Source organism: Pseudoduganella sp. GW821-FHT05F09 (genome assembly GCF_059419605.1).
The window spans coordinates 120,968-137,569 of sequence record NZ_JBWKSD010000010.1; the positions used below are offsets into that span (position 1 = coordinate 120,968).

Consider the following 16,602-nt stretch of genomic DNA (forward strand, 5'->3'; position numbering starts at 1 on the left):
ATAGCAATCCCCATGCCTGCACGCAATATGGACAAACTGACCTGATTTGCATATTGCAACCCTTTCATTCCGTTAATTGACATGTCAAGCGGCGGGCTTTACATTGTCATTTACACTAGGAGAGAACTTTGGCTGCAGGCTTGAACGATTCCGATTACACGCTGACATCCCCACTGCGCGACGCGGAAGTGACGGGCGGGCCGGTGCTGGCGCTGACGGTGTTGTGGCATCCGGACCCGGCGCGAATCGGCGAACAGTATCTGGACGGCAGCGGCGACGGCGTGATCGAGCTGGGCCGCTTCATGCCCATGTTCAGCCGCCCCGGCAAGGACAGGCTGCCGCTCGGCTACGGCGGCATCTCGCGCCAGCCGCTGCGCATCGCGCGCACGCCAGACGGCGGCGTGGTCATCATGCCGCCGGACAGCCGCATGATCGTGGAGCTGGACGGCGAGGAAGTGTGCGGCGCGCAGCAGCTGGGCGCCGAGCGCGTGGCCGAGGGCGCCGTGCTGGGCCTGGGCCGCGCCGTGCTGCTGTGCCTGCACTGGGCCACCTCGCTGCCGCGCAACAACCCGGTGAAGGGCCTGCTGGGCGTGGGCAGCGCCGCCATCATGATGCGCGAGCAGGTGCGCGCGGCGGCGCAGACCAATATGCCGGTGCTGCTGCTGGGCGAAACCGGCAGCGGCAAGGAAGTGGCGGCGCGCGCCATCCACGCCATGGGGCCGCGCGCGGCAGCGCCGCTGGTGGCGGTGAACATGGCCACGCTGAACGAATCGCTGGCGGCGGTGGAGCTGTTCGGCGCCGCCAAAGGTGCTTATACCGGCGCGCAGACCGTGCGCGTGGGCCTGTTCGGCGAGGCCGACGGCGCCACCCTGTTCCTGGATGAAATCGGCAACACCCCGGCCGTGGTGCAGCCCATGCTGCTGCGCGTGCTGGAAAGCGGCGACTACCGGCCCGTGGGCGCGGCGGGCGACCGCCACAGCAGCGCGCGCCTGATCGCCGCCACCGACCAGGACCTGTACGGCGGCGCCTTCAACCACGCGCTGCTGCGGCGCCTGGAAAGCTATGTGATTCCAATGACGCCGCTGCGCGAGCGGCGCGAAGACATCGGCGTGCTGATCCAGCACTTCCTGGCCGAAGGCGGCGCGGCGCCGGAGGAATTCCCGTTTGCCCTGGTGAGCGACTGCGCCTGCTACGACTGGCCGGGCAATGTGCGCCAGCTGGCGCAGGTGGTGCGGCGCGCGCTGCTGTCGGTGCGCATGGGCGAGGTGCCGCTGCTGACCGCGCTGACGCGCAGCGTGGCGGCGCCGCAGGGCAGCGCAGCCCGGCTGGCTGCTGCTGCGGCCGCGCAGGGCGACGATAATGCTGCGGAAGCGGGCGCGTATCGCGGCGGGCAAGGACGGGTGGGGCAGGGGGCGGCAAGCAATGGCGGCGCCAGCCCGGCCGGGAATGGTTCAGCGGCGCCAGCGGAAGCCAAGCGCGGACGGCGCGCGATGCCGGATCACGCGGAAGTGTTGGCCGCAATGGACGGCAACGGCTGGCGCATCCTGAGCGCCGCGCAATCGCTGGGGATCTCGCGGCCGACCATGTACAAGCTGCTGGATGAACATCCGCAGATCCGGCGACCCGAGCGGATTGCCGAAGAAGAACTGCGCAGCGCGCTGACGGCCTGCGACGGCGCCGTCGACCGCTGCGCCGCGCAGCTTAAAACGCCTGCCGAGGCGCTGAGGCGCTACCTCGGGGCGCTTGGCATTGCGTAGGGATTAGGTGCCGTTACCAACTTCGAGTTCAGGGCCGCCCGCAACTGCGCGCAATTCGTCTTCCGTCAGTGGGCGCATTTCAGGCGCAATATTTTTTGCCGACGTTTCGCCAGCAAAGACTTTGCGAATGCTGGAGAAAATGGATTCGTGTTGTGTGTTTTGCATATTGAGTCCTTAAAATTGATAAGTAGGAACACAACATCATACAGCGTTTTGCGCTAAGGAAATACACACATTGTCATCGTTATTGGCGGCTACGCTATCGAATTCCGATGGCTACATGGTTGCAGTCCCGTTCGGTCACGAATGTGGTGCTGGATGAACGTCAGCAGATCCGGCGACCCGAGCGAGTCGCTGAATTAGAACTGAGCAGCATGCTGGCAGCCTTTGAAGGTGCTGTTGGCCGTGCGCCGCGCAGCTTAAAACGCCATCAGAGGCGCTGCAGCGTTACTTCTAAGTGCTCGAAGTTGCTTAGGTTTTTACTTGAATCTCCGAAGTTGAGCGGTACAATGCGCCACCTGCCTGCAGCTGTACCGCTCTATCTTTACCAATGCCTAAGACACTTGTTCAGATCCTGTGGACTTAACGTTAGACACCGTTTCCGACTTCGAATTCTGGGTCGAATGCGAAAACTCGTTGTTCGCTTGTGGCCAGCCCACCTTGGTTTCGGACTATGGTGGTCGTTATTACGAAAGACATCTCCCAGCGACCAATATTGTCACACTGCATTGGAACATTCGATTGCCACTGTTTTGCAGTGGTTTTGCCAAATCCTTCACATTCGCCGCTACCGAGATCTACAACAGCACCGTACTCGTTAAACGGCGATGGTTCAGGGAACTCGCCGGCTCGCTCAGGATTTTCACGTTTAGTAAACGCACGTGGAATGGTAATCAAATGGCAGCCATCGATATGGACGCTGCCCAGCGGATCTTGTTCGCTCGTGGCGATAACAGTCACGCTCAACTTGTCGTCTTTCTGGAATGCCAAGAGTCCCGTTTCTACTCCTTGACCGGAGATGGGCTTGCCATCCACGGTAAACGCCCAGCTCAGTAGCTGAGAGTCTTGGTCTATATCAAAGATTGCTGTCAGAAGGACATTTCTCATTACTTAACTCCATTCGGTTGGGGGGACAAGTAGCGCGGATCCCTGCGTAATTCCACCAAATCCGGCTCAGATTCGATAGCGCTCACGGGATAGCCATTTTGTTTTGCTCGCGCGATATTACTGAGCGCAAGTTCTCGCTTTCCAAGCAATTCGTATGCCAGCCCGGCGCGAAATTGAATATCAGGGCTATTTGGTGCTAGAGATGTTGCCGTTTTCAGCAGTTCCATGCTGCGCTCGTTTTCCCCAGCGCGCGCAGAAAATAATCCCATGCGGGACATTAAGGTTGCGTCTTTGGGCGCGCGTTGCAGGAGAGGCGTCAAGAGGGTTAATGCTTTCTGGTAAGCCTCACGCGCCTGTGCGGAACGGCCGGGTATCCACAGCAATGTATCTCCCAAATTAGCCCAACGCAGATAGTGATTCGGATTGCCTATCGGAGGAGTGACGGAGCGCTGATAGGCGTCGGCGGCACCGACATAGTCTCCGCGCAGGAATAGTGCCGTGCCCAAGGATGCGTACAGTCCGCCATTTGGTCGTACTTGTAATCCTTGTTGCAGGACCTGTAAGCCCTCGTCCCGGCGATCCTGGCGCTGTAAGGCGGCATTCAAATTGGCGTAAGGTAGTGGTGAATCTGGTTGCAGTTCTATACTGCGGCGGAATGCTTTTTCGGCACTGGCGTAGTTGCCTTGCTCATAAAAAAGAGTTCCTAGTGTATTGGCAAACGCCGGTTCGCCTGGCTGACGCTGTATTGCCTGTTCGGTCCATTGTTGTGCCTCTTCGTACCTGCGTAGTTTGGTTAGTACGGTTGCTTTATTAAGCGTTGCAAAGAAATGACCTGGCTCTAGTGCCAAGGCGCGCTCGCACTCAGCCAGTGCCTCTTCGGATTTTCCTTGTTTGAGGAGTACTACGGCTTGGGCAGCATGACTTAGTGCCAGTTGACTGTCCAGCTTCAATGCCTGCTGTGCGCTCGCGGCGGCGCGTTGTAGCCAAGTTTCATCTTGTTGATCGTTGGCATAGCGGAAGTTGTAGACCAGCGCCATGCCGGCCACTGCAGCGGCATTGTTTGGATCCGCTTCCAAGACGGCACTGAAGTTCTTTGCTGCTTCGTCCAAGCGGTCGGGTTGAGAAAATTGTTGTAGCGTCGTCAGTGCGCGAGAAATAGCCTGGGCTTTGGAGAAGCTGGGAGTCGTGGTTGTGAAAAATGGGGTGCCAGATACAAATAGCCAGCCTCCAGCTGCGAGCATTAGTATTGTCGCAGTAGTGCCGATAATTATCCCGCGCCGTGAGTGGAGCTGCCTTTGAATACGGCTGACCAATCCCTGCCTGCTGCGCCGCCCAAGACCAGTCGAGGTTCCTGTTGACGTTGCTGCAGTGCTATGTGTCAGTTGTTCTGTGCATTTAGTAGTGCGTTGGGCGACTTGTTGCATGGTTGCCAGGCGCTGGTCCAAACGGCGGGCTGTCATGGCGCGGATCAGCTGGACTATTTCTTCCGGCAGCATATCCGGGAACGTCCAGTCGTTGGAACTCGACTGCATCTGCGCCGCAGCCAGGGCCAAGCCGCTCATGTTGCCGAAAGGACGGGCGCCGGTGGCCAGTTCGAACAGGATCACGCCCATGGCATAGATGTCCGACTGCCGGCCCGGCGCGGCGCCGAGCAGCACTTCGGGTGCCATGTAGGCGATGGTGCCTTGCTGCTCCAGCTGCATCACCGAAGTGGTGGCTTGCGCGTCGTCGTGGAAGGCCAGGCCGAGGTCGAGGATGCGGACTTTGCCGGACGGGTCCAGCATCAGGTTGGACGGTTTCAGGTCGCCGTGGATCAGGCCGGACTCGTGCGCCGCTTCCATGGCCACGGCCAGCTGGCCCATCCAGGCGAGCACGGTGGGCAGGTCGAGCGGATGTTCCTTGTCCTGCGCCAGCTGGCGCCAGGTCTGGCCGGCGATCAGCTCCATGACGATGGCCCAGCCCTCGTCGTCCTGCTCAATCGAGTAGATCTGTGCGAACGCCGGGTGGTGCAGCGACGCCGTCATGCGCGCTTCCTTGACCAAGCTGGCCGGGTCGCGCAGCGGGTCGAGCGCGCGGTGGCGCTTGATGGCTACCTTGCGGCGCAGCCGGCTGTCCCAGCCTTCGTACACCTCGCCGTGGCCGCCAGCACCCAGGCGGGCCAGAATTTGATAGTGCTGAAACTGCGGTACGTCTGGCGGCGGGCTGGTGACTTCGGCGGCTTGGTTTTCCATATCTTTCCGTGGACGGCACGGCGCTTGCGTTGCCGAACCGCCTTTCAATAGCAGATATGTGAGTCTCGCATAGCGGACGCAGCTTCGCTAGTGAAATATTGTACTTAGGGAATGATTACGGGGCTGAATGTCAATTTTCATGTAAAAAACCGCCTTGCGGCGGTTGCTTTACACGTCAGTGTTGACAGTCTTGCGTCGCACGGCGATGGCAACAGCGATGCTCAGCGCACCGAGCAGCCAGGAGGGGCGGTCGTTCTTTTCGGCACGCGTAGCTGCTGCGTGGGCAGCAGGCGCCAGCGCCAGGATAGCTCCGGCCACCAGGGCAGTGGTGACGGTCTTGCGGACTATTTCAGTGTTCATTTCCCACCTCGGTTACATACAAAGGCAACAGCGCCGACAGGGGTAATGCAGGATGCATGCCAGGCAAATCAACACTTCATTGCTGAACAGACTTGAAATGGCTGGGACTGGCTAAATATGGGGGCTAGATTAACCAACAAGAAAGTTCCCATGTCCGATCTGCTCGAAGTACTGAAATGGCGCTACGCCACCAAGAAAATGGAACCCGCCAAGGTGGTTCCGCAAGAAAAAGTTGATCGCATCCTGGAAGCGGTGCGCTTGACGGCCAGTTCCAGCGGCCTGCAGCCGTATGAAGTATTCGTGGTCACCAATCCGGAACTGCGCGAGCAGATCAAGCCGCATGCGTGGAACCAGGGCCAGGTGACGGACTGCTCGCACCTGCTGGTGTTTGCCGCCTGGGACAACTACACGGCCGAGCGCATCAACCAGATGTTCGACCTGGTGAACGAAGAGCGTGGTATCAAGAACGAAGGCTGGGAAGCCTATCGCCAGCAGCTGCTCAACACCTACCCTCAGCGCGACGCCGAGACCAACTACGCGCACGCAGCGCGCCAGGCCTACATCGGCGTGGGCACGGCGCTGATCGCCGCCGCGCAAGAGCAGGTGGATTCGGTGCCGATGGAAGGCTTTGATCCAGCCAAAGTGGACGAGATCCTGAAGCTGCGCGAACGCGGCCTGCGCTCGGTGGTGATGCTGCCGCTGGGCTACCGCGCCGGCGACGGCGACTGGCTGGTCAACCTGAAAAAGGTCCGCCGCCCGCGCGAGCAGTTCATCACCGAACTGAAGTAAGCGCCTAAGCCGGGGTCTAAGCCGGGGTCAGTTCTACCATCACGTCAAATGACGCGATGGTAGAACTGACCCCAATTTTATATTGACCCTGGCTGGGGTCAGGGGCGGGGTTGGGGTAGGGCGGGGGGGACGATGATGGTGTCGTTCAAGCGCAGGAATTTGAAGCCGGCGAGCTTTTGGCCGTTTTTGCCTTCGGCGGCGTTGCGCGCTTCGCGCTCGGCGGTGCGGGCGAGGAATTGGTCGAAGCTTTCTTCGCGCACCTTGGGCTCGGCGGAGTTGAGGAACATGCGCTTGCCGTCCGCCGCCGTGACCACCAGCCCGACGTGCGAGGCCCAGTAGGCGCCGTCGCGCGTGGAGATGATGTTGACGAAGTCGCCGTCACGCAGCTTGCCCAGCACGTCGGCGACGCGCTCCTTGGGCACGTAGTATTCGGTGCTGTCCTGCACCGGCATGCTGACCTCGGTGTTGTGGCGCGTTTTCAGGAAACGCTGGCGGTCTACGTGCAGCGGATACGAGGCCACGAAGTCGCCCGCCAGCTCGCGCGTGGCGTCCGTCAGCAGCCAGCCGTTGTTGATGTTCCAGTCCTGCTCGGTGTAGTGGTTGCGCGTGGCGACCCCGATCACGCCGTCCTTGTAGCGGATACGCTGCAGCATCCAGAAGAATTCTTTCCAGTTGCGCGACAGCGCCATGGCGTAAGTGTGTTCGGCGAACACCACGCAGTCGCTTTGCGTGAGGCTGAACATGGGCAGCGTGTCGTGCAGCTCGTAGGGGTATTCGCCCAGCAGGTTGAGCATGTAGGGCTGGCCGATGTTGCGGCGGCCGATGGCGGCGATGCGCTTGCGCAGGTCAGGCTCGGCTTGCTGCATCTGGGCGATGTAGCCGTCCGCTTCCTGCGGCGTCATCTGGTACAGCTGCTTGGGCTGCGGCGCGGTGGCGACAGGCGGGGTGGGCACGCTGGCGCAGCCTGCGAGCATGGCGGCGACGAGTAAGGCGGCGATTCGGGTCATGAGGTGGCGCTCGCAAAAAAAGCTCTACGGTATACCGAATCGTGCAAATAGAAAAGGCCCCCGGAGGGGCCTTGGTGCTGCGTGCTGCGGGGAGGCTTAGAACTTGTAGCGCAGGCCGACCAGGTATTCGCGGCCGGTGACGTTGTTGACCACCACGCTGTTGCGGGCGCGGCTGACGAACTGGTCGTTCGGCTCGTTGGTCAGGTTCACGCCTTCCAGCGTCAGGTCCAGCTTGTCATTGACCTTGTACGAGAACGAGATGTCGACGTTGGTGGACTTGTTCTTGCCTTCCACGTCGTTGTTGTTCTGGCCCGGTACGCGGGTGACGAAGGAGGCGCGCTGCGAGGCCGACAGGCGGGCGCTGAGCTTGCCGTCGTCGTAGTACAGCGTGGTGTTCCACGAGCGCGGCGACAGGTTCAGCAGGTCGTCGGTGATGGTGGTGTTGCTCGTCGGCGAGACCAGGTACTCGATCTTGGACTTGACGAAGGTGTAGTTCATCAAGGTGCCGAAGTTGCGGCCCCAGCTTGGCAGGAAGGTGAACGGCTGCTGGAAGTTCAGCTCGAAGCCTTTCAGCTTGCCGCCGTCGGTGTTGACCGGGGCGGTGACCTGGAAGATTTCCTCGCCGCTGAAGTTGCTCGGCAGCAGCGACATCGGCAGGCCGGTGTCCTTGAAGGCGACGTTGGTGCGCAGGCTCTGGATGTAGGTGCCGATGTTCTTCTGGAACAGGCCCAGGCCGATGAAGGCGTTCTTGCCGTGGTACCACTCGAAGCTGGTGTCGAAGGTCTTGGCGCGGAACGGTTTCAGCAGCGGGTTGCCGGAGGTGATGGTCAGCGTGCCGGTGGTGGCCACGGTGCCGCCCGGCGACAGGTTGCCCAGCTGCGGACGGGTCATCACCTTGGCGGCGGCCAGGCGCACGATGAAGTCCTTGCTCAGGTTGGCGGCCACGTTGAACGATGGCAGCACGTCGGAGTAGTCGTTGCCGACCGTCACTTCGGAGCCGCCGCCGGCCGACTGGTAACCGGTGGCGTTCATGGCGGTGCGCACGTAGCGCGCGCCGAAGTTGCCGCGCAGCGGGATGCCGCCCAGCTCTTCGGTGAACTCGCCCATCAGGTAGATGCCCTTGTCTTCTTCGGTGACGGAGCGGTTGTTGCCGCGCGCGTTGCCGTTGGTGATGGAGGACAGCGTGAAGTCGCCGGGGCCGCCGGCCGGGCCGCTCTTGATGCAGTTGCAGTAGATGTCGTAGGCCTTGGCGATGGCGTTCAGGTCCGGGATCACCCACGAGGTCGGCGTGCCGGCCGGCAGGTTCTGGCCACGGCCGAAGCCGCTGATGGTGGTCATCAGGCTGGCCATGCTGGTGCCGGCGGCCGGCGCGAAGATGGTGTCGCCCTGGTTCACGCGGCGCGACTCGTAGGAGTCGAAGGTGTATTTCTTGTAGTTGGCGCCGGTCTTGAAGCTCAGGCGGTCCGGGAAGGCTTCCCACACCAGGTCGACCTGGCCCACGTCGTTGGTGTTGGTGGCGCCTTGCGGACGGATGCGGATTTCGCTGGTGGTGGTGTTGGTCACGGCCGCCGGCTGGGTGCCGCTGGTGACCACCGGCACGCCCACGATGCCCATCGCCGCGCCCGGATTGGCCGGGTCGAACGGGTAGGTGATGGACGGCATGCGGTCGTTCTGGCGGAAGTCGATGGTGTAGCCGTTGACGTTCAGCGCGTCCAGCGTGGTGGTGGTCTGCACCGGGTTGCGGAACTTGGACTTGGCGCTGCCGACCTTGGCCAGCAGGCGCAGCGAGTCGCCGATGTCCTGTTCCAGCGTCAGCGTGGGCTGGGTGAAGGTGGTGGACAGTTCGTCGTAGCGCGATTCGGCGCGGATGTCGACGCCGTTGAACTTACCGTACAGCAGCGAGCCGTTGGGCGCGAACTGGGCTTCGACCACGCTGGTCTGCGGCTTGCCGCCCTGGGTGGCGGTGCGGCTGAAGGAGATCGCTTCCAGGAAGTCTTCCTGGCGCGTGGCGTCCAGCTTGGAGTACAGCATGTCGAAGGTCAGCAGGGAGCCGCGCGCCGGACGCCACTGGAAGGAGCCGGTCAGGCCCAGGCGGTCCTGGTCGTGCGTCAGGCGGCCGTAGCGCGGCAGGCGCGGCACGAAGTTCTCGGCCTTGCTCGCTTCGTTGTAGGCGGCGGTGGCGGCGGCCGAGGCCGGCAGGCGCGGCACGCCTTGCGCGGCCGGGCCGCAGGTGGTGGCGGTGGAGGTGGTCGGGTTGGCCGGGGTCACGCCGATGGGGGCGCACCAGCCGCCGGACGAGGGGCCGTTATCCCAGCGCACGGTGGAGAAGCCTTCTTCCAGCACCTGGCGCTTGGAGTAGGCGCCGGACACCAGGAAGCCCAGGGTGCGGTCGGCATTGGTGTTGGAGATCAGGAAGCCCAGGCGCGGGTCGGTCTTGCGCGACAGGTCGTTGTACTTGCCCTTGGCCATGACGGTGGCGTTGAAGCCTTTCAGGTCGAAGGGGCGGGTGGTTTGCAGGTCCACGGTGGCGCCCAGCGAGCCTTCGTCGATGTCGGCCGAGGAGCTCTTGCGCACCGTCAGGGAGTTGAACAGCTCGGACGGGAACACGTTGAAGTCGAAGCCGCGCGAGCGGTTGGCGCCGCCCGAGCTGTCGGTGCCGCCGGTGGTGGCCAGACCCTCGATGCCGTTGATGCGCACGCGGGTGAAGTCCTGGCCCAGGCCGCGCACGGTGATGCTCCGGCCTTCGCCGGCGTCGCGGTCGATCACCACGCCGGGCACGCGCTGCAGCGACTCGGCCAGGTTGGTGTCGGGGAACTTGCCCATGTCTTCGGCCTTGATGACGTCGACGATGCCGTTGTCCTCACGCTTCTTGTTCAGTGCGCTTTCCAGCGCGGCGCGCATGCCGGTCACCACCACGGTGGTGGGTTCCTGCGCTGCGGGCGGCGTGCTTTGCGCGTATGCCGGAGCATAGGCGGCGCCGATGGCCAGGGCCATCGCGGTGATCGAGGTGGAGCCTGCCAGGCGCACGTTGAAGCGTGCCGGGCGGCGGGTTGGTTGTTCGCTGTTGTCCATACTGTCTCCCTGTTTAGTTATGTATTTCGAGTACGACGGCGTTTTGAAAATCTATTTGCTGTTACTTTTGCCAGCTCACTTTCACCGGGTTGCGGGCGCGCGCGGCCACATTGCGCACATAGGCTTCCCACTGGGCTTGCGAGGTGATGTCGCCGGAACGCTCCCAGGCGCCGCCCACGTAGTAGGTCAGCGGCTGGCCCGAGGTGGCGTTGGCCACGATCAGTTCGTTGAGCTTGTCCTCGGTGTAGTCGGTGGCGCTCGGCAGCACCATGGCCACGCCGAAGGAGCCCTTGGTGGCTTGCTGTATCCACTGCAGCACGGCGGTGGAGGCCTTGTCCTTGACCACGGCGATCTTGGGGTCTTCGCCCTTGTCGGTCGGCGTCTTGTTCAGGCCGATGGCGATGGGCAGCGTTTTCGGGCCGGTGAAGGTGAAGGTGCTGTCGACCCGGTCCATATAGTGGCCGGCGTCCACGGTGAAGCGCTTCACTTCGCTGACCTGGGTGCCGTTGGCGTTCCAGGCCGTGTAGTTCAGCTCGAAGATGGTGCGCACCGGGCCGTTGGCCAGCACTTTCCAGCTGGCGTAGTTGCTGCTGGTGTACAGGGTGCCGCCCAGCCACACGCCGGCGCCGCCGGCGCCGCGCGACTTGCCGACGTTGTACATGTCCATGCCTTCACCTTCGTCGTGGTGGTAGTGGTCATGGCCCTTGTTGTACCAGCGGTCGACGATGGGATAGTTCACGCGCTTGAACCACAGGTCCAGGCCACTCGTCTCCAGCACTTCCTTGCCGCTGCCCGGCGCGGCCGGGGCGGCCAGCGCGGGGCCGTAGGTGCGGTGCGCCAGCTTGTCGTTTTCCCAGGCGAAGTCGTCCAGGCGTTCCGGCACGTAGCGGGCCGAGGACTGGCTGGGGAAGGGCGGCGCCAGCGCGTCTATGGTTTCGACGGTGTAGCTGGCCGATTTTTCGCCGGCCTTGAAGCTGTGCTGGAAGATCAGTTCGCCATACGCCACGCCTTCGTTCTTCGGGTCCTTGGCCTGCGGCGCCACATTGGTCACCTGGTGCGGCACCACGCGGCCGGACGCGTCCTTCACGGCCAGGCGCTGGATCAGCGCGCCGGGCAGCTGCTTGTTGACCTCGACCCAGGGTATGGTCACGGTTTCGGACGGACGGGCGATATCCAGGTCATGGCTGAGCTTGACGGTGAAGGCGGCGCCCTGGGCCATCGGCGCCAGGGTGGCCAGCATGGCGGCCAGCAGCGGAGTAGTGGTCATGTTCATGGCGTATCCTTAGTGGTGTTCGCGGTAGTCGGTCTGGCCGCTGGTCTTCGGCATGTAGTGGTAGGTGCGCACGCGGTGCTCCACGGCGATGTTCGGGTTCTTCAGCAGCTTGATCATCTCGGCGCCCGCCAGCAGGGTCGGGCCGTAGCCGTGCAGCGCGTTCACGCTGGTGGGGCGGTGGTAGTAGTAGGTCTGGTCGCCGGCCAGCGTGGTGCCCACGCAGATGCCTTCGATCTCGCCCTTGGGCGTGACCTTGGATACCAGGCCCGCCCAGCCCGCTTGTGCGATGGAGCCGTAGGTGGTGGGGCTGATCCAGCCCTGGTTGATGGCGTGCGCCGTTACGTAGACGAACATGGCGCTGGCCGAGGTCTCCAGGTAGGAGTCGTTGCGGTCTATCATCTGGTGCCACAGGCCGCTGCCCGATTGCAGCTCGGCGATGCCTTTCAGGCTCAGGCGCAGCTGGGCCAGCACTTTCGGGTAGCCGGGATGGTCCTTGGGCAGCACGTCCAGCAGGTCGGACATGGCCATGACGGCCCAGCCGTTGGCGCGCGCCCAGTAGAAGCGCGGCGCGTCCGGGATGTTGGCGTGCCAGCCGTGGGTGTACAGGTTCAGCTGCGGGTTGAACAGGTAGTTCGACATTTGCAGCGCGTTCTTCACGGCGTCGTCGAAGTGCTCGCGCTTGCCGGTCATGCGGCCCATTTCCGCCAGCGCGGGTATGCTCATATACATATCGTCGCCCCACAGCGACACCGCTTGCGGACGCTTGCGCGCCATGGTGCCGTCCGGCAGGCGGAACTGCTTGTTGGCCACCCAGTCGCTGCAGGTGGCGATCATGCCGCTCAGGTCAGGGCCGATCTTCAGCGCGCGGGCGCGCATCAGGGCGGCGCACATGGAGCCGGAGTCGTCCAGCGCGCGCGGGTCGAGGAAGCGCGAGAAGCTGTTGTTGCGCTCCAGCTTGAACTGCTGTTCCTGGGCGCGGAAATAGGGCTGCATGTCGGCGAAGAACTGGAAGTGGCGCTTGGTCATGTCGGTGAAGCGCGCGTCGCCGGTGGCTTCGGCCGCCTTGAACAGGCCCGCGTGCACCACGCCCATTTCATACACCATGATGCCGTAGTCGCCCGCGCTGGGCGCGAAGATGGCGTCTTTGTTCGGCTTGCTGAAGTCGGTGATCTGGTTGCCGGTCTTCTTGTCGATCACGCGGGTGGGCGTGGACGCATCCATATAGCCGCGTATGCGGTTCAGCACCTCGGTGATTTCGGACACCACCGGCATCTTGTACGGCACCGGATACGTGCCCTCGCCGGCGTCGGTCAGGCTTTTGTTGTCGGGATTGCGGTAAGGACCTTCGGCGTGGGCCGAGCCCAGCAGCAGGGTGAGGGCGGCCGCGCTGGCCAGCAGTTTCTTGGTGGGGTACATGTGTCTCCGTCGGCGCTTATTGAGATGGTGCGTCATTTGGTCAGGCCATTCTAGTTTGGTCTGACCAAATGTGCAAGGCGGACTAGCCGCCTTGTTGCGCCATTTACAATTTAGGGACGGAGACTGTTGGGTTTAGCCGCGCGAGAAGGTGCGCGTCACGCGTTCCAGGTGGGCACGCATGGCCTGGCGGGCGCCGGCCACGTCGTGCGCGGCGATGGCTTCCAGCACCTTGCGGTGATCCTGCAGCGTTTGCTTGCGCAGATCCTCGGTCTGGAAGTGCTCCTTCAGCTTGTGCCACAGCGTGCCGCGCTGGTTCCACAGGTATTCAATCACGCCCACCAGCGCCGTGTTGCCGGTGGCGCGCGCGATGGCCAGGTGGAAGTTGCGGTCGGCTTGTTCGTTGCTGGTGCGGTCTTCGTGGTGCTGTTCCATCTCCATGACCGCGCGCAGGATGGCGTCGACATGGGAATCGGTGGCCACCTTGGCGGCGATGGCCGCCACTTCGGACTCGATCAGGCGGCGCGCGGCCAGCACCTCGAAGGGGCCGGGGCCGACTTCGGGCATCTCGGCCGGGGTTTCCACCAGTTCGGACACATACACGCCGGAGCCGCCGCGCACCTCGACCATGCCGCCCAGTTCCAGCGCGATCAGCGCTTCGCGCAGCGAGGCGCGGCTCACGCTCAGCTTGGCGGCCAGTTCGCGTTCCGCAGGCAGGCGCGAGCCAGGCTGGATATCTTCGTCCTTGATCAGTTGTTGGATACGGGAGGCTACGACACGGTACAGGCGCGGCTCGGCCACAGTGGCTTCGCGCGGCGCAGGAGGTTTCTTCATTGGATGGACGTGTCCGAGAGAGGTGTTAAAGATGCAAGGTGGACAGATTTTAGTTTGGACAGGCCAATCTTGCAAGGCGGACCAGCCAATACCGGCGCGCCTGCGCTACACTGGGCGCCCAGTTCGGCTGCATTTGAGGACAAATGATGAAAAAAGTATTGATCGTTACCGGCGCCGGGCGCGGCATCGGCGCCTGCATCGCCCTGCGCGCGGCGCAGGACGGCTATGCGGTGGGCGTCAATTACCACAGCGATGTGGCAGCTGCGGCCGGGGTGGTGGATAGTATCGTTGCATCGGGCGGCAGCGCCATCGCGGTGCAGGGCGACGTCGGCGTGCCGGCGGACGTGGCGCGCCTGTTCGCCACGGTGGAGGCGCAGCTGGGGCCGGTAACGGCGCTGGTCAACAACGCGGGCATCACCGGCGGCCTGGGGCGCTTCGCGGACGCCGACCCGGCCGGTATCGCCGCCGTGTTCCAGGTCAACGTGCTGGGGCTGATGGACTGCTGCCGCGCGGCGATCGCCTCCTTCAAGCGCAGCGGGGTGAAGGGCGTGATCGTCAACATCTCCTCCACGGCGGCCAGCAGCGGCAGCGCGGGCGACTATGTGCATTACGCGGCCAGCAAGGCGGCGGTGGAGGCGTTCACCATGGGGCTGGGGCGCGAACTGGCGCCGGACGGCATCCGCGTGTGCGGCGTGGCGCCGGGCATGACGCTGACCGAAATCCACGCCCGCGGCGGCGACGCCTACCGCCTGGAGCGCGCCGCACCCGGCATACCGATGCGCCGTCCGGCCAATCCGGAGGAGATCGCGGAACCGGCGGTCTGGCTGCTGTCCCCGGCTGCCTCTTATATTACCGCCACCACGCTCACGGTCGGCGGCGGCAAGTAAAAAAAAAGCCCGCTACGGGAGCGGGCTAAATCTAATCTCTTGGAGGAGAATAGAGGAGACAGGTGCATCATCTCGCACTGCAGCATATGCGTCTACTTTATCTTCGTGATGAGAGAAATATCTTTTGTGAATGGCGCGGCTGGATCAATTCTCAAATATGCAGCCGACGTAGGCCTTGGTGATGGTTTGCATGCGGTCGGTGTCGCCGATCTGGCCGGGGTAGCGCTGGGCGGTGGCGGTTGCGCAGAGGTCTTCGCGTTCGTGCAGGCGCGCGATGCAGGCACTTTCGCTCAGATTGTATTTGTTGCGGGCGCAGGCTTTTTCCAGGCGGCCGGACAGGCTTTTCAGCATGCTGGTGTCCGCGCCGGATATTTGCAGCGCGGTGTTGGCAATGGCTACGCCGGCGCCGGACTCCGATTGTCTTTCCTCGGCCACGGCGATCTCTGCTTCCGGAGCCACTCTGGACCTGCGATCAAGGGCGGCGTTCAGGCCCCAGCCCAGCGCGACCAGCAGCATGGCTTTGAACAGCCAGCCGAGATTCCAGCCCGTGTCGGCCTGCGCATACGTTGCGCTTGCAGGCCGCACCGGTTCGGCGCCGGGCTTCTGGAACTTGGCGTAGCAAATGCCGCAGGCGGGGCATTGCCAGTCGGGATTGGTGGCGTCGGGTGGCCGCACATGGCTGCATTTCGGGCAGATCACTGTCATGGGTATAAAGATGGCTGCTAGGGTAGGGCGAGTATAGCGGCCGTCGCAGCGGGGAAAATGCGCGGATTGTCACATGCGGCTATCTGAAAAGACAAAAAGCCCCCGGGGCTCACCCCGGAGGCTTTCAGGCACGGCTTCTAGCCGGAATCAGGACCTGGCGAAGGCCAGCAGGTCGGCGTTGACCTTGTCCTTGTGGGTGTCGGTCAGGCCGTGCGGCGCCCCGGGGTAGACGATGAGCTTGGCGCCTTTGATCTGCGCCGCCGAGGCGCGGCCCGCCGCGTCGATCGGCACGATCTGGTCGTCGTCGCCGTGGATCACCAGCGTGGGCTTGTCGAACTTTTTCAGGTCGGCGCGGAAGTCGGTTTCCGAGAAGGCCTTGATCGAGTCATAGGTGTTTTTATGGCCGCCCATCATGCCCTGCATCCACCAGGCGTTGATGATGCCTTGCGATGGCTTGGCGCCCGGACGGTTGTAGCCGTAGAAGGGGCCGCTGGCGATGTCCAGGTAGAGCTGCGAGCGGTCTTTCACCGAGCCGGCGCGGATGCCGTCGAACACTTCGATCGGCAGGCCGCCCGGATTGTCGGCCGTTTTCAGCATCAAAGGCGGCACCGCCGACACCAGGGCCAGCTTGGCCACGCGCTTGGTGCCGTGGCGGCCCACGTAGCGCGCCACTTCGCCGCCGCCGGTGGAGAAGCCGACCAGGATGGCGTTCTTCAGGTCCAGCGCTTCGATCACGGCGGCCAGGTCGTCGGCGTAGTGGTCCATGTCGTTGCCGTCCCATGGCTGGCTGGAGCGGCCGTGGCCACGGCGGTCGTGCGCGATGACGCGGAAGCCGTTGTTCGCCAGGTGGAACATCTGCGCTTCCCAGCTGTCCGAATTCAGCGGCCAGCCGTGGCTGAACACGACCGGCTGGCCCGAGCCCCAGTCCTTGTAGTAGATGTCCACGCCGTCCTTGGTGGTGATGGTGCTGGCGGTCTTGCGGACCGGCTTGCCGGCCGGCGCCGCTTGCGCTTCGCCGGTGGCGGCCAGCGGCAGCATGGCGGCGGCGGCGATGGCGGCCAGGCCGGCGCCGCCGGTCAGGGCGCCGCGGCGGGCGGTGTTGATCTCATTCACAGCTTGATCCTGGGTCTTGGTGGACATGATGGGTTCTTCCTTTTAGTGTATGGA

14 protein-coding genes are annotated in these 16,602 nt (G+C 63.3%); 3 read left to right on the forward strand and 11 right to left on the reverse strand.

Annotated features, from left to right (window positions below):
• The first annotated feature begins 140 nt into the window (after positions 1-140).
• Positions 141-1,757, forward strand: coding sequence for a sigma-54-dependent transcriptional regulator (locus AC07S4_RS26885; protein ID WP_494989522.1), 1,617 nt, complete (start codon positions 141-143; stop codon positions 1,755-1,757).
• 3 nt (positions 1,758-1,760) lie between these two features.
• On the opposite strand, the gene AC07S4_RS26890 is transcribed toward AC07S4_RS26885, so the two are convergent.
• The 4 genes from AC07S4_RS26890 to AC07S4_RS26905 all read right to left on the reverse strand — a co-directional run bounded on the left by AC07S4_RS26890 (position 1,761) and on the right by AC07S4_RS26905 (position 5,455).
• Complete coding sequence (locus tag AC07S4_RS26890) at positions 1,761-1,922, reverse strand: hypothetical protein (RefSeq protein WP_494989523.1); 162 nt, start codon at positions 1,920-1,922, stop codon at positions 1,761-1,763.
• Positions 1,923-2,345: 423 nt separating this feature from the next.
• Complete coding sequence (locus tag AC07S4_RS26895; RefSeq protein WP_494989524.1) at positions 2,346-2,864, reverse strand: hypothetical protein; 519 nt, start codon at positions 2,862-2,864, stop codon at positions 2,346-2,348.
• On the reverse strand, positions 2,864-5,095 hold the full coding sequence (locus AC07S4_RS26900; protein ID WP_494989525.1) for a protein kinase domain-containing protein: 2,232 nt from the start codon (positions 5,093-5,095) through the stop codon (positions 2,864-2,866). The genes AC07S4_RS26895 and AC07S4_RS26900 overlap by 1 nt, the downstream gene beginning before the upstream one ends.
• A gap of 168 nt (positions 5,096-5,263) precedes the next feature.
• Positions 5,264-5,455, reverse strand: a complete 192-nt coding sequence (locus tag AC07S4_RS26905; protein WP_494989526.1) for a hypothetical protein — start codon at positions 5,453-5,455, stop codon at positions 5,264-5,266.
• Between the two features lie 150 nt (positions 5,456-5,605).
• On the opposite strand from AC07S4_RS26905, the gene AC07S4_RS26910 reads away from it, so the two are divergent.
• Positions 5,606-6,244, forward strand: a complete 639-nt coding sequence (locus AC07S4_RS26910) for an NAD(P)H-dependent oxidoreductase (protein WP_132137567.1) — start codon at positions 5,606-5,608, stop codon at positions 6,242-6,244.
• Between the two features lie 98 nt (positions 6,245-6,342).
• Here AC07S4_RS26910 and AC07S4_RS26915 read toward each other — a convergent pair whose 3' ends face one another.
• From AC07S4_RS26915 to AC07S4_RS26935, 5 genes are all read right to left on the reverse strand, one after another.
• Positions 6,343-7,251 carry an N-acetylmuramoyl-L-alanine amidase-like domain-containing protein gene (locus AC07S4_RS26915; protein WP_494989527.1) on the reverse strand — a complete coding sequence of 303 codons (909 nt, stop codon included), beginning with the start codon at positions 7,249-7,251 and terminating at the stop codon, positions 6,343-6,345.
• 96 nt (positions 7,252-7,347) lie between these two features.
• Positions 7,348-10,323, reverse strand: coding sequence for a TonB-dependent receptor (locus tag AC07S4_RS26920; protein ID WP_494989528.1), 2,976 nt, complete (start codon positions 10,321-10,323; stop codon positions 7,348-7,350).
• A 61-nt stretch (positions 10,324-10,384) separates the two neighbouring features.
• The gene (locus AC07S4_RS26925; protein WP_494989529.1) at positions 10,385-11,596 is read right to left on the reverse strand and encodes a BT3233 family polysaccharide utilization protein; all 1,212 of its coding nucleotides are present in this window, start codon (positions 11,594-11,596) and stop codon (positions 10,385-10,387) included.
• A 9-nt stretch (positions 11,597-11,605) separates the two neighbouring features.
• Positions 11,606-13,012 (reverse strand): glycoside hydrolase family 88/105 protein, encoded by a 1,407-nt coding sequence (locus tag AC07S4_RS26930; protein WP_494989530.1) that lies wholly within the window; start codon positions 13,010-13,012, stop codon positions 11,606-11,608.
• A gap of 132 nt (positions 13,013-13,144) precedes the next feature.
• Positions 13,145-13,843, reverse strand: a complete 699-nt coding sequence (locus AC07S4_RS26935) for a FadR/GntR family transcriptional regulator (RefSeq protein ID WP_161073512.1) — start codon at positions 13,841-13,843, stop codon at positions 13,145-13,147.
• Positions 13,844-13,986: 143 nt separating this feature from the next.
• Between AC07S4_RS26935 and AC07S4_RS26940 the strand changes: the two genes are divergently transcribed.
• Positions 13,987-14,730: an SDR family oxidoreductase gene (locus tag AC07S4_RS26940; RefSeq protein ID WP_494989531.1), complete on the forward strand. Its 744-nt coding sequence runs from the start codon at positions 13,987-13,989 to the stop codon at positions 14,728-14,730.
• Positions 14,731-14,874: 144 nt separating this feature from the next.
• Here the strand turns inward: AC07S4_RS26940 and AC07S4_RS26945 are convergent, their stop codons facing one another.
• Both AC07S4_RS26945 and AC07S4_RS26950 read right to left on the reverse strand, forming a co-directional pair.
• Positions 14,875-15,435 (reverse strand): hypothetical protein, encoded by a 561-nt coding sequence (locus AC07S4_RS26945; protein ID WP_494989532.1) that lies wholly within the window; start codon positions 15,433-15,435, stop codon positions 14,875-14,877.
• Positions 15,436-15,582: 147 nt separating this feature from the next.
• A complete protein-coding gene (locus tag AC07S4_RS26950; protein ID WP_494989533.1) occupies positions 15,583-16,575 on the reverse strand; it encodes an alpha/beta fold hydrolase in 993 nt (330 codons plus the stop codon).
• Positions 16,576-16,602 lie beyond the last annotated feature (27 nt).

What these genes read in the sequence shown, in the direction of transcription:
- AC07S4_RS26890 (WP_494989523.1), bottom strand. Translation starts at nt 1,922, where the DNA reads ATGCAAAACACACAACACGAATCCATTTTCTCCAGCATTCGCAAAGTC.
- AC07S4_RS26895 (WP_494989524.1), bottom strand. Translation starts at nt 2,864, where the DNA reads ATGAGAAATGTCCTTCTGACAGCAATCTTTGATATAGACCAAGACTCT.
- AC07S4_RS26900 (WP_494989525.1), bottom strand. Translation starts at nt 5,095, where the DNA reads ATGGAAAACCAAGCCGCCGAAGTCACCAGCCCGCCGCCAGACGTACCG.
- AC07S4_RS26905 (WP_494989526.1), bottom strand. Translation starts at nt 5,455, where the DNA reads ATGAACACTGAAATAGTCCGCAAGACCGTCACCACTGCCCTGGTGGCC.
- AC07S4_RS26910 (WP_132137567.1), top strand. Translation starts at nt 5,606, where the DNA reads ATGTCCGATCTGCTCGAAGTACTGAAATGGCGCTACGCCACCAAGAAA.
- AC07S4_RS26915 (WP_494989527.1), bottom strand. Translation starts at nt 7,251, where the DNA reads ATGACCCGAATCGCCGCCTTACTCGTCGCCGCCATGCTCGCAGGCTGC.
- AC07S4_RS26920 (WP_494989528.1), bottom strand. Translation starts at nt 10,323, where the DNA reads ATGGACAACAGCGAACAACCAACCCGCCGCCCGGCACGCTTCAACGTG.
- AC07S4_RS26925 (WP_494989529.1), bottom strand. Translation starts at nt 11,596, where the DNA reads ATGAACATGACCACTACTCCGCTGCTGGCCGCCATGCTGGCCACCCTG.
- AC07S4_RS26930 (WP_494989530.1), bottom strand. Translation starts at nt 13,012, where the DNA reads ATGTACCCCACCAAGAAACTGCTGGCCAGCGCGGCCGCCCTCACCCTG.
- AC07S4_RS26935 (WP_161073512.1), bottom strand. Translation starts at nt 13,843, where the DNA reads ATGAAGAAACCTCCTGCGCCGCGCGAAGCCACTGTGGCCGAGCCGCGC.
- AC07S4_RS26940 (WP_494989531.1), top strand. Translation starts at nt 13,987, where the DNA reads ATGATGAAAAAAGTATTGATCGTTACCGGCGCCGGGCGCGGCATCGGC.
- AC07S4_RS26945 (WP_494989532.1), bottom strand. Translation starts at nt 15,435, where the DNA reads ATGACAGTGATCTGCCCGAAATGCAGCCATGTGCGGCCACCCGACGCC.
- AC07S4_RS26950 (WP_494989533.1), bottom strand. Translation starts at nt 16,575, where the DNA reads ATGTCCACCAAGACCCAGGATCAAGCTGTGAATGAGATCAACACCGCC.